Genomic DNA, 13486 nt, shown 5'->3' with positions numbered 1-13486 from the left:
GGAATGTTGTATTTACAGCCCAATGGTAAGATAGCCGAGCCTTTTTTCAATTTTAAAAGCTATCAGGAAGAAATGATAAAGAAGAATAAAAAGTGGTCTGCTGCCAAAAAAGAAATAAAATAGCAAAATCAACAATCCTCTTATAATCAAACGCAGGCTTGGGGCTAAACTCACTTCATAGCAAATAATCTGGAGGGACTATAAAATTTTATTTAGTTTACCAATGATTTTGATTTAGTAAATTTATCACTATATTGAGTTCTTCGTTCGTACCAATTATAAGAATTTGCCAAATGAAATCTCCTAAAGAACATGCTGCACTGGAAAAACTTAAAAATGGAGACCTAAATTCGTTTAATGAAATCTATTTCCATTATTCGCCAAAGATCTATATTAGATTGATCAAATTGGTGAAAAATCAAACTATTGCAGAAGAAATCTTACAGGAAGTATTTACTAAAATATGGCTCCAACGTGAAAAGATTGACCCTAATAAGGGGTTTGTCTCATTTCTCAATCATATTTCGGATAATTTGGCCATGGATTTTTTTCGAAAAGTGCAAAGAGACAAGGCGCTTCAATTGGAAATATGGGCTTCGGCAATAGAACTCTATTATCATACCGAGGAAAAACTGTTTTTCAAAGATAAACAGCAAATGTTGACCAATGCAATCGACTCTCTGAGCCCCAAACGAAAGGAGATTCTGTTGCTCAATAAATTTGAAGACAAAAGTTATAAGGAAATTGCCGATTTATTGGGGATTTCAGTCTCTACAGTGAGTAATCAACTCGTGAGCGCACTCAAAGATATCAAAGAATATATTCAAAAAAATTACCGAGATGAGTATATAATCAGTCTTTTTGCCGCCTTTTTATTTAAGCTATAAAAAAAAATCAAAATGCAATAGTGTGATTCTCTTTGCCAAACGTATAGAGTAACAAATACAGCAATGTATTGAACTAATTATAGAAAATTTTGAAAGAGCAATCCTTTAAAGATCAATTGTTGGCGTATATCCACAACCGTTTGGATGCGCAGTATTATGAGTCATTTTTTGACGAAATGGCGGAGATAGATACTGCAATACTGGAATTGTGGATCACTGAGATACTGGATCAGGATGAAGAACAAGTATTGCAACATATTCCCTTACCAGATCTAAGCCTAGTTCATCGGAAAGTGCTCGATCATATCTATGCCGTAGATCCACCCAAGCCTAAGCTAATCCTGAGAGTAAGCCCGTGGTCCTGGGCTTCATGTGCAGCCGTGTTAATCTGTGTACTGTCGGTTCTCTTTTTGAAAAATTTTTCAACCTCAACAAAAGAACAGGTCATCTGGTATGAAAATAAAAATGCTTACACGATCAATGTTCAGCTTCCTGATAGCACTACTGTTATACTCTATCCACATTCAAAAATCGGATTTGAATATAATGGACAAGGCCACCGGGATGTAAGGCAAGTGCAAGGGCGAGTTATTTATAACGTACACAAAAACAAAAATGCGCCTTTTCAAGTCAATTACAGCGGATATTTGACCACCGCCTTAGGGACAATATTTAGCGTAGACCCCAAGGATGCCGATCATGTACTGATAAAACTAATGGAGGGCAAAATCTCTGTCGGATCAGTTACAGCGGATAGCCGCAATCTAATATACCTCAAACCAAAAGAGGAAGTATTAGTTAACTTAAAACTGCAGCAGATGATTAAGTATTCGGAGCCTGAATTGACAAAATCTCAGCCTGCTCGTGTAGATAAGGAGTTAAGAAAACTCATTCGACATTTAACCGCCAATGTCGAATGGACCAATCAGTCTGTCAAATTTAACCAAACCAAAAACGTTCAACTCTTAAGAGTAATCGAAAGCCTTTATGATGTTTCGATTGTATGCGATAATCCTGATTTGCTCAATAGTTCATTTACAGGAAGTTTAAATAGCAAAGAATCGCTAGCCAATTTTTTGACCAGCTTCTGTCAATTGAACGGTTGTACATTCCAAGTGAACAATGGTATTGTCAACATCAGTAATTCGGGAAGAAAGGAGGACGTACAGTAGGAGAGAGTCAACCCAACGCGGAAAAATAAACCAATATATAAATCAGAATAACCAACTGTAAACAATTATGAAGCATATTCTAATCAAATTAATGCTCGTGGGATTGCTATTTCCATACTTTTCTGTAGGATTTGCGCAATCAAACCTGAAAGTAAATGGTAAAGTAGTAGACAACGAAGGTAATACATTACCCGGTGCAACTATTGATCTTGTCCACGAGAGGAGCAGTAAAAAGCTCCATTTTGTGGCCGATAACAATGGATTGTTTGTTTTAACGCCACTTGTAGCTGGCGAAAATTATACGATCTATGCACACCATCTCGGCTACGATACCGATTCTGTTAAGCATTTTGTCGCAACGGCAACCAGCAAAAACACCGTGCTTATCCGTCTGAAATCACGCACCGGAATAATAGACGAAGTTGTTGTCGTCGGTTATGGCGTTCAGAAAAAGGTCAATTTGACGGGCGCTGTTTCCGCCGTATCGGGTGAAGATCTGAATAATAGACCCGCTGGGCAAACCTCGTCGGCCCTTCAGGGCATGGCCTCGGGAGTAACCGTGACGCAGCGTTCTGGTAAGCCAGGGTCGGACGGTGCGGATATCCGTATTCGCGGTATCGGTACACTTGGCAACGCCGCGCCTTTAGTACTTATTGATGGGATTGAAGGCTCCATCAATAATATCGACCCCAATTTAATTGAGAATATCTCCATATTAAAAGATGCCGCATCTGCATCGATTTATGGCTCGAGAGCTGCCAATGGTGTCATCTTGGTCACGACAAAAAGGGGAAGTTCTGATAAGGTCGCTATTGCCTACAATAATTATTTCGGCTGGCAGTCTGCAACCAATATGCCCAAAATCGTCAATGCCCTCGATCATATGCTGCTGACTAATGAAGCTTATACCAATGTTGGTGCGAGCCCATTATATCCAGAGGATATCATTGCCGCTTATCGTAGTCAGGGCAATGGCAGTTCGGACGAGTATCCCAATACTGATTGGCAAAAGGAATCCTTGCAGGGGAATGGATTTCAGCAAAGCCATTTTCTGACAGTCAATGCTGGCACAAACAAAGTAAAAATGCTGACTTCGGTCGGTTATTTCGACCAGAAAGGTTTGACACTAAATAGTTCGTTTAAGCGCTATACCATCCGCAACAATGTAGATGTTAAATTCTCAGATCAGCTCGCTGTTAAATTTGACTTTCAATACGTCAATCCGATCGTCACCTCACCGGCAGCGAGCATCGAGGAACTTTTTCAGTGGATGAGCAGTATTCCTGCCAATCAATCCTTCAGAAATTCCAATGGTACCTGGGGACTGGGCTGGAATGGTAACAATCCCGTCTCGGCCGCGGCTGATGGTGGTGTTGCTACCAACAAAAGTCCATTTGGCAGTATCAACGCATCATTGATCTACAGACCTAAAGAATGGTTGACCGCCGAGGTCAATTATGCACCTAAATATGCGACGCAGGTAAATAAGAATTTCCGAAAAGCAGTACAGTCCTATTTTCCAGATGGTACGCCGAGTTTCTCGGTCCCTGTGCGGACAGCACTTACGCAATACAATAGCCAAGAACTTTTTAATAATATGCGTGCGACCCTTACGCTAAACAAAGATTTTGGTCTACATCAGTTGAAAGCATTGATTGGTGGTTCGCGGGAAGACTACAAGATCGATTACTCCCAGGGTTTTAGAGACACCTATGTTCTCCCTGACTATGAAGTGCTCAATGCAGGGTCGGCACTGAATCAATCAGCTACAGGCAGTGCCTCCGAGTGGGCGTTACAATCTTTATTTTCTCGGATCAATTACGTTTTCAAAGATCGTTATCTTTTGGAACTCAATGCACGCTACGATGGTTCGTCTAGGTTTGCCAAAGGTAATCGCTATGGCTTTTTTCCGTCGGCGTCTGCAGGATGGCGTTTTTCTGAGGAGCAGTTTCTAACAGCATCCAAGGGCTGGCTTACGGAGGGAAAAATCAGGGCATCATGGGGTAAACTAGGAAATCAGAATATCGGTACCTATCCAGCCGTGGCATCTCTAAACCTGGGTTCTTATACATTGGGCAATGGAATCGTCAATACGGCAGCGCTAAATGATATGTCCAATCCTAATATTACATGGGAGTCTACCGAGGAGAAAAATATAGGAATTGATCTTACCTTATTTAAGCGATGGACTATTACCGCAGATCTATACAACAGAAAAACCAGTGATATATTATTACAGCTGGACATCCCGCTCATCATCGGTTTGAATAAGCCTTATCAAAATGCAGGCGTCGTCGAGAATAAAGGGTGGGAGCTTTCCATGGGCTATCGAAGCGATCCAGCCAAGGACTTTAAATATAATTTTACATTCAACCTCTCTGATGTCAAAAACAAAGTGCTGGATATGCGGGGAATCAATCAGACTGGTCTAACGGTCAATAGGGAAGGCTATCCTATTAATTCGATCTTTGGCTATGTTTCGGAAGGCTTTTTCCAGACTGCCGACGAAGTGAAAGCACATGCCACACAGTTTGGTACCTTGGCACCGGGTGATCTCAAATACCGTGATCAAAATGACGACGGCGTGATTAATGAGTCCGATAAGGTCATCATTGGTAGTACCATTCCACGATATACCTATTCGCTCAACTCCAATTTTAGTTTCAAGGGATTCGATCTCAGTTTTCTGTTGCAGGGTGTGGGGAAAGCCGATGGCTACCTCTACGGGGCCGGTATACAGCCTTTTACAACAACGGGAGCAATTGGCGGAACAATCCGTGAGGACAATAAAGACCGATGGACGCCTGACCATACTACGGCTAAATATCCGCGGCTCGCTTTTGGACAGAATAACAACCAGCAGTCCTCCCAATTCTGGATGAAAAATGCCGCCTATCTTCGCCTGAAAAATTTACAGTTCGGTTATACCTTTCAGGCTGAGCTGCTAAAGTCCATCGGACTGAATAAACTTCGGGTATTTGTTAATGGTTCAAACTTATTCAGCGTAGATAAATTTTGGGACGGTTATGACGTCGAAGCACCAGTAGGTTATGGTAACTTTTACCCACAGGTAAAGGTCTATTCTTTTGGATTGGATATTACATTATAAACTTGGCTTGTATGAAAACTCTAAATAAACTCGCGTTATATATGCTGTCGGTTGCAGTTCTCCTATTGATGGGAGCATGCGAAAAATACCTGGACAGATCTCCCTTGGATGGCCCTTCGGACGAAAATTATTTCAAAAATCAGGATGAGCTGACATTGGTTGTCAATGGTTTGTACAGCGCCCTGGCATTTCACCCTACGGACGATATGCCCATCAACCTCACACTTGATGATGCCACTGATATTGGGTGGGACCGTAATACTTCTGATTTACAGGCTGTGGGAAGAGGAGACCACGATAGCAACAATGGCTACATCCGGAATATCTGGACCAATTCTTATAAGGTCATTGGCAAATGTAATTTTATCCTGGATAATATCCAGAAGTTGGATGGAAAGATGGATACCAATCTCCAAAAGCGTTATAAAGCCGAGACACAGTTTATCCGGGCTTATGTCTACCAATATCTGATCGATTACTTTGGCGGAGTGCCCCTGGTAACGAGCGGATTAAGCCTTGCTGATGCGAATGTTCCGAAAACATCTCAGGCTGAAATTGCTAGCTTCATACTCAAAGAACTTGATGAAGCTGCAGCTATTTTACCGGTTAGCTATGGTTCGGCAGACGTTGGACGTGCGACCAAAGGGGCGGCATTGGCCATAAGGGCGCGGGCAGCACTTAATAATGGACTTTGGGAAGAAGCAGCACGTTCGGCCAAAGAAGTCATGGACCTGAAAGTATATGCCCTACACAATGATTTCGGCCAATTATTTACTTACGACGGGCAGGCTTCCAAGGAGATTATCTTTGCTTTTCAATATCTACGATTACAAAAAACAAAGACCCACAGTGCTACGCGCGGATTTCTATCGCGCAACGCACAAGGGACTTCCAACAAAATTCCATCGCAATCCATTGTTGATAGCTACCTCTGTACGGACGGATTGGCCATTGACAAATCTTCCAGATTTGATCCTAAAAAACCATTCGTGAATCGCGATCCGCGTTTGGGATACACCATTGCGCTCCCGGGTACCACATTTTTTGGTTTTCAGTTTGAGACGCATAAGGATAGCATAACCTGCTGGAACTACACATACAATACGTCAACGGCAGTACGTATCCAAAATCAGGATGCGATCAATGCTTATGCGACCTTTTCTGGTTATTGCTGGAAAAAATATGTCGATATGAAGGACAAGGACTTTACTATGGAGTCGGAGTTAAATATTATTCAGAGCCGATATGCCGAAGTGTTGTTGATTTACGCCGAGGCGATGATCGAAAACAATAAGATCGACCAAACTGTCTATGACGCAATCAACAACATCAGGCAGCGCCCTAGCGTCGATATGCCCGCAATCGCAGGTAATAAAACACAAGCAGAACTGCGCGAGATCATACGGAAAGAAAGACTTTACGAATTAGCCAATGAAGGCTTTCGTCTAGTCGATTTGAGACGTTGGAAACTGGCCGATAAATTTATGAATTCGACGCTCTATGGCCGCATTCCAAAAGGCTTGCTGGCCAATGCGCCAACGATCGATTCGGATAATTACGTGAGCTATAAAAATGTCGCTAATCAGAAAGACATGCGGGTTATCGAGCTCCGAAAGTTTGATCCCAGCAAGAATTACGTTTGGCCGATCCCGAATATTGAAATTGTAACCAATAAAAACCTGGAACAAAATCCAGGCTATTAAATCCTAAGATGATGAAAAAGATACGCGTAATAACCCTTGGACTTTTGACCATGTTTTGGCATTTAGTCAACGGGCAAACCGACAGACAAGTAGATCTATGTATTTATGGCACCACCTCAGCCGGCGTAATAGCCGCCTACACCGCTTCACAGGCCGGAAAATCAGTGCTACTGATCGATCCTGGCACAAGGGTAGGCGGGCTCAGCTCCGGTGGATTAGGGCAGACGGATATTGGAAACAAATATGTCGTCACAGGGCTCGCTCTTGATTTTTATCGCAAAATGGGCAAGCACTATGGCAGTTTCGAACAATGGATTTTTGAACCCAAGGTAGCCGAATCTATTTTTAAGGACTATCTGGCACATGCTAACACACCAATGTTAATGGGACATCGTTTGGTAGCCGTTAAGACTGACAATCGATCAATTAAAACCATTTCGCTGCTTCCGAGTGAGCACAGGGATGGCAAAATGACAACTGTCAGTGCCAAAGTGTTTATGGACTGCAGCTACGAGGGTGACCTCATGGCCAAAGCTGGTGTGTCCTATCACGTTGGGCGAGAGTCAAATAGTACCTATGGAGAGACAATTAATGGTGTTCAATTGCTTGATGGCCATCAGTTTCCCGATGGTGTAGATCCCTATAAGATAAAAGGTGATCCTCAGAGTGGTATTTTATGGGGGATCAATACGGAGCCTTTAAAAGAAAATGGAACGGGAGACACCAAGGTTCAAGCCTATAATTATCGGATCACATTGACCAATGTCCCTGAAAACAGAAACGCAATCACCAAACCCCAAAATTACGACGCAACCAAATATGAACTCTTAAAGAGGCAAAAGGAGATACAGCCTTGGAAGAGTATCGAGGACGTATTTATCTGGAGTCTGATGCCCAATGGAAAGACTGATATCAACAACAGGAATGGATTTTCAACAGATATGATTGGCATGAACTGGCGTTATCCCGAAGCCGATTATTTCGAACGCAAAGAGATTATCAAGGCCCATGAAGATTACACCAAAGGTTTATTATATTTTGTTGCCAACGATCCTTCGGTACCAGAGGCGATCCGAAGCGAATTCAAAAAATGGGGATACCCCAAAGACGAATATCTCGAAAATAGCCATTGGTCTCCACAATTATATATTCGCGAAGCCCGAAGGATGATTGCTGATGTCGTCATGACACAACACCACTGTCAGGGGCGTGCGCGAGTATCCGATGGCGTAGGCTATGCTGCATACACCATGGACTCGCACAATTGTGACCGTGTGATCGTCAATGGCATGGTCAAAAATGAAGGTAACGTTGAGGTTGGCGGATTTTCTCCCTTCCCGATTTCCTATAGGGCTATTGTGCCCAAAAAAGAGGAAATCGACAATCTTGTGGTTCCCGTATGCCTGTCGGCAAGTCACATTGCTTTTGGTTCCATCCGCATGGAGCCAGTATTTATGGTGTTGGGGCAATCTGGTGCTGTGGCCGCTTGCGAAGCAATCGACAACAAAATAGCCGTTCAAGATGTTGATATAAAACGCTTAACGAAAATATTGCGCGACAATCCGAAAGCAGATGGCCGGATGGCCGATTATATTATTCACGTCGAAAATAAAGATCAAGTGATGTTGAAAGGACCTTGGCACGTCTCTTCAAAAAAGGGATATGGTATGAGTTATCAGGAAGTGGATAGTGATCTCGCTGCTGTCGCACGTTTTACGCCTGGAAAAGATTTTGCCGCAGGGAAGTATAAACTCTACAGCTATTTTCCAAAAACTGCCGAAAGCACGGCAGCCGGGAAGTTCATTATTCATACCGGAAAGACAAGGATCGAAAAAAAAATAAATTTCAAGGAGGTCCATATTCTCGGACAGACAACCAGTACTTGGGTAGCACTCGGCGAATATGAATTTGAAAACGGAGGTAACAAACCTTATGTTGAGATGATGCCAGCCGCGAAAGGCGTTCTGGCTGCAAATGCACTATTGTGGGTTCCGGTTACCGATCAAAATTAGACGTATGAAAAAGATTAAAGTGGCTTTAAAATTAGTGCTTGTTTTCGCTTTTCTACAGGCTCAAGCGCAGCATTTAACCAAAAAGGTAGATGTTTTGGTTTATGGGGGAACTCCTGCGGCGATTACTGCCGCATTGCAAGTGAAGCAGGCCGGTAAGTCTGTAGTCATCTTATCGCCCGATCAACATTTGGGAGGTCTGAGTTCGGGCGGACTTGGTTTTACCGATACCGGCAATAAAGCAGTTATTGGTGGCCTCGCCAAAAAATTCTATCAGGATGTATTCGATCATTATTCGAAAGAATCGAGCTGGAAATGGCAGTCCCGGGCCTCGTTTGGCAATCGGGGGCAGGGCACCGTCGCGATGGACAGTGCGCATGCAACGATGTGGATCTTTGAGCCTCATGTCGCCGAGCGTATTTTTGATGCCTGGGTGCGGGATCATCAGATTGATGTGGTCCGTGGAGCTTATTTAGATCGGCAGGAAAGTGCCATTCAAAAAGAATCCACATCCATCAAATCGATTAAGACCTTAGACGGAACAGTCTACGAAGCGAAGATATTTATTGATGCCACATATGAAGGCGATCTGATGGCGCTGGCCAAGGTAAGCTATACGATCGGGAGGGAGGCCAACCAGACTTATGGGGAGCAGTGGAATGGTGTACAGACCGGAGTTTTTCAGCACCGGCATCATTTTATTGCGAAAATTAGCCCCTATAAATGTGAAGGCGATCCGGGAAGCGGCCTGGTATTCGGTGTTTCTGCAGAAGATCCCGGGCAATATGGCGCAGCAGACCAAAAGCTGCAGGCCTATTGCTTCCGCATGTGCCTGACCAATGATGCCCGCAATCGAAAGCCCTTTGTTAAGCCTGTTGGCTACGATCCACATCACTATATTCTTCTGCAACGTCTATTCCGTGCCGGCTGGGACGAAGCCTTTCAAAAATTTGATCTGGTGCCCAACCATAAGACCGACGCCAATAACCACGGTCCATTCAGCACCGATTTTATAGGGATGAACTACAATTATCCCGAAGCGAGTTACGCCGAACGAAAATCCATTATCGAAGCTCATCAACGCTATCAGCAAGGTTTATATTACTTTATGGCAAATGATCCCGCTGTTCCCATCGCAATCCGAACAAGTATGGCAGAATGGGGGCTAGCAAAAGATGAATTTAGCGATAATGATAACTGGCCTTTTCAGCTGTATATCCGCGAAGCAAGGCGTATGATAGGGCAGTACGTGACCACCGAGCATAACATTCTAGGAAAGAGGAGGGTCGAAGATCCGGTCGGGATGGGGTCTTACACGTTGGATTCCCATAATGTACAGCGCTACGTGACCAAAGAAGGATATGTTCAAAACGAAGGTGATATCGGTGTTCACGTACCCCAGCCTTATGCAATTTCTTATGGGTCAATTATCCCTAAGAGCGATGATTGTACAAATTTGCTCGTGCCTGTCTGCGTATCCAGTTCACATATTGCGTTTGGTTCTATTCGTATGGAGCCCGTATTTATGGTGTTGGGGCAGAGTGCGGGTGTTGCTGCGGTTTTAGCACTTGAGGGTGATCATGTTGTACAGCATGTCGACTACAAATTACTAAAAAAGCAACTATTGAAAGCAGGACAAATATTGGAACAAAAATAATATATTGTCCTGGAAGTGCATATCCAATGGTGATTAAGAAACTTAATATAGCCCTTTTATTGAGCAAAGAAAGCTGATATCCTCAGACGAAAAAGTAAAATTTGACGAATTCAGAATAAATGCTTAAAATAGGTCCCTATGATAGTTTATCATCTAAAAGATATCCAATATAAGGCTGAGAGGGCTATTACCCCATTTCATATTTTTGATTTGGACAGGGGTGCCCTCGCCGCCTACAAAGAACCGCATACAAAAGACCATTTTTGCCTTTTGTTTGTAAAAAAAGGTCGGCTCAATCTTCAGGTGGAAGACCGCCGTTATACCGTTAGTGCGCCTCATGTATGCGTTATCTTTCCTGGTCAGCTCTCCTCTAAAGAGTTGCTCAGCGATGATTTTGAAGGCAAGTTGATCCTGTTTGACGAAGTACTATTTTGTTCGGATATCCTCAAAAACGAATTGAGTATCTACAATTATAATATTTCCGTTAAGCTCAATCATATTGAATTGCGCCAGACAGAAATTACAGAAATAGAGCTGCTGCTGGAGCAGGTCGAAAAATCTTATCAGGATCTAACATCGATCAAAAAGGAGCAAGCGCGGTTCTACATCAAGATCATCTTACTTAAGCTGGTAGAATTTGTACACACCAAATGGGAAAATAGCAAGCTCAGCAATGAAAACGCAAAGATTTATGGTAAATTTCTCGAACTGCTGGAAAGGCATTACAAAACAGAGCGAACCGTGGGCTGGTATGCTGAAAAATTGGAACTATCGCCAAAAAAGTTAAATGAAATTACCCGCAAGATTGCAGGACTCACCTCTATCGAAACTATTCATGCGCGGATCATGAATGAAATCAAACAATTACTGCTTCTATCCAACTACTCGCATAAGGAAATTGCGTTTGAACTTGGATTCAATTCACCTGCGGCACTGAACAAGTTTGTGCGGGCCAAACTGGATGAAACGCCAACCAATTTGCAACGGCAACTGTCACAAATGTATAAGACTTAAGCCTGTTATGCGGTTATTTATTATTAAACACTATGGTTGCATTGGATTAAATGTATATCATATCGTAAGTAAAGTATAACATTTGCTTTCTCTTGAAGAGTAACTTTGCAGCAGAAATTTAATATAAAATATATGAGCAAGTTGTTTGTTGCCAGTGAAGTATTCCACGGTGCTGGTACGTTGTCAGAATTGAAAACCCTAACTGGAAAGAAAGCTATCGTCGTAACTGGTGGTCAATCTATGAAAAAAAGCGGAACTTTGGATCGTGCCATAAGCTATTTAACTGAAGCAGGATTGGAAACTGCAGTTTTTGACGGTGTCGAAGAAGATCCGTCGTCAGCGACAAGTCTTCGAGGTGCTGCAGTGATGTCTGATTTTCAGCCGGATTGGATTATTGGTTTAGGAGGCTGCTCGGCAATTGATGCTGCAAAGATGATGTGGGTATTTTATGAATATCCGGATGCAAATTTCGAAGCGATGACTCAACCCTTTAACGTGCCAACATTGCGTCAAAAGGCTAAATTCATTGCTATTCCATCAACGAGCGGTACAGGTACAGAAACTACAGGTTTAGCTGTAATCACTGATCGGGAAAAAGGGGTGAAGTACCCAATCGTATCGTATGAATTGACACCGGATATCGCTATTGTTGACGGTGAAATTTGTGCTACGATGCCCGCACATATTACCTCCAATACAGGTCTAGATGCGCTTACACATTGTGTGGAAGCTTATGTATCGAATATTGAAAATAACTATGCTGATGCCCTTTCAAAAGGGGGACTTGAAATTGTTTTCGAGAATCTCGAAGAAGCAGTCAATAACCCGACAAACATTAAAGCACGACAGAATATGCACGATGCATCTTTTATGGGGGGGCTGGCCTTCAACAATGCCTGGTTAGGTATAGTACATTCCCTATCCCATCAGGTAGGTGCACTCTATGGCGTTCCCCATGGAGCTTCCAATGCGATCTTCCTGCCCAATGTGATCCGTTTTAATCAGACAGCTACAACGAGATACCCTGATTTGGCTAAACTTGTCGGTAGAGATTCGGCAGAAGGGCTAGCACAGGAAATTGAAAAACTAAGATCTTCGGTAAACAATATTAGCTCCCTGAAAGCATTTGGCATTACGAAGGAAGACTGGCAAAAAAATCTGGATTATATGGCTCAAAATGCTTTGCAAGATCCGTGTACGGGCTTTAACCCACGTAAGCCAACTCTACAGGACTTAAAAGATCTTTACAGCGCTTGCTACGAAGGCTTAATTTACGAAAATTAAACGAACAGATCGGCGAAAGCGGTTGTTGTGAAGGTGTACAACCGCTTTCTTCTATATATTTTTCACCCAAACTTCTCCATCTTTCCTTAAGTTACTGTTTTTGATTTTTATGCAGATTGCTCATTGATCCTCCTTCAAATTCCAAATTATATACGTTTTCAAGAAATCAATTGATTTCCAAATTTCTTTAAATACAATGGGAGTGATTCCTCAGCCATTGGCACCCTCAACGAAAAGTAATAAAAAAAATATTAAAGTTCCTATAATAAAAAAAGGTTGATCACACTGACCAACCTTTAAAATAAAACATTACAATAAAACGTATTAATCCTAATCGTGCCCTTCGGTTTTAACAATCTTGTTGTAAATACCCAATAGTAAAAACGGTGCAGCCCATTGACCAACGAATAGTGCTGTATTATCATCTTTAGTTTTGCAACATTTTAAAGCCGCTGAAATTCCCATCGCTGCTAACGAAGCTGCTAAAAATACAATAGAGGGAATTTTAGATGTTTGTGTTTCGACCTCTTTCGTTACTTTGTCTTCATTTCCTGTTGTAAGTGCCATAGTTTTTATAGTTTAGTTTATTAGTGAACTACTTTCAAAATAAAATAGTTTGAAAATATCTATTATTTTTCTTTCTCACTTCAT

9 protein-coding genes are annotated in these 13486 nt (G+C 42.4%); 8 read left to right on the top strand and 1 reads right to left on the bottom strand.

Annotated elements, in window-relative coordinates; genetic code table 11:
* Positions 1 to 293 precede the first annotated feature (293 nt).
* The 8 genes from B3139_RS05790 to B3139_RS05755 all read left to right on the top strand — a co-directional run bounded on the left by B3139_RS05790 (position 294) and on the right by B3139_RS05755 (position 12835).
* Positions 294 to 887 carry an RNA polymerase sigma factor gene (locus B3139_RS05790; protein ID WP_293880713.1) on the top strand — a complete coding sequence of 198 codons (594 nt, stop codon included), beginning with the start codon at positions 294 to 296 and terminating at the stop codon, positions 885 to 887.
* Between the two features lie 89 nt (positions 888 to 976).
* The gene (locus B3139_RS05785; protein WP_293880711.1) at positions 977 to 2059 is read left to right on the top strand and encodes a FecR family protein; all 1083 of its coding nucleotides are present in this window, start codon (positions 977 to 979) and stop codon (positions 2057 to 2059) included.
* A gap of 67 nt (positions 2060 to 2126) precedes the next feature.
* Positions 2127 to 5168: a SusC/RagA family TonB-linked outer membrane protein gene (locus tag B3139_RS05780; protein ID WP_293880709.1), complete on the top strand. Its 3042-nt coding sequence runs from the start codon at positions 2127 to 2129 to the stop codon at positions 5166 to 5168.
* A gap of 11 nt (positions 5169 to 5179) precedes the next feature.
* Complete coding sequence (locus B3139_RS05775) at positions 5180 to 6871, top strand: RagB/SusD family nutrient uptake outer membrane protein (protein WP_293880707.1); 1692 nt, start codon at positions 5180 to 5182, stop codon at positions 6869 to 6871.
* Positions 6872 to 6879: 8 nt separating this feature from the next.
* Positions 6880 to 8883 carry an FAD-dependent oxidoreductase gene (locus B3139_RS05770; RefSeq protein WP_293880705.1) on the top strand — a complete coding sequence of 668 codons (2004 nt, stop codon included), beginning with the start codon at positions 6880 to 6882 and terminating at the stop codon, positions 8881 to 8883.
* 4 nt (positions 8884 to 8887) lie between these two features.
* On the top strand, positions 8888 to 10537 hold the full coding sequence (locus B3139_RS05765) for an FAD-dependent oxidoreductase (RefSeq protein ID WP_293880703.1): 1650 nt from the start codon (positions 8888 to 8890) through the stop codon (positions 10535 to 10537).
* A 138-nt stretch (positions 10538 to 10675) separates the two neighbouring features.
* The gene (locus B3139_RS05760; RefSeq protein WP_293880701.1) at positions 10676 to 11551 is read left to right on the top strand and encodes an AraC family transcriptional regulator; all 876 of its coding nucleotides are present in this window, start codon (positions 10676 to 10678) and stop codon (positions 11549 to 11551) included.
* Between the two features lie 132 nt (positions 11552 to 11683).
* A complete protein-coding gene (locus B3139_RS05755) occupies positions 11684 to 12835 on the top strand; it encodes an iron-containing alcohol dehydrogenase (protein ID WP_293880699.1) in 1152 nt (383 codons plus the stop codon).
* A gap of 330 nt (positions 12836 to 13165) precedes the next feature.
* Here B3139_RS05755 and B3139_RS05750 read toward each other — a convergent pair whose 3' ends face one another.
* Positions 13166 to 13402, bottom strand: a complete 237-nt coding sequence (locus B3139_RS05750; protein WP_209575353.1) for a hypothetical protein — start codon at positions 13400 to 13402, stop codon at positions 13166 to 13168.
* Between the last annotated feature and the right edge of the window lie 84 nt (positions 13403 to 13486).

This window comes from Sphingobacterium sp. UBA1498, from assembly GCF_002325125.1.
Taxonomy (GTDB): domain Bacteria; phylum Bacteroidota; class Bacteroidia; order Sphingobacteriales; family Sphingobacteriaceae; genus Sphingobacterium.
This window is presented reverse-complemented; position numbering and strand designations above follow the sequence as displayed.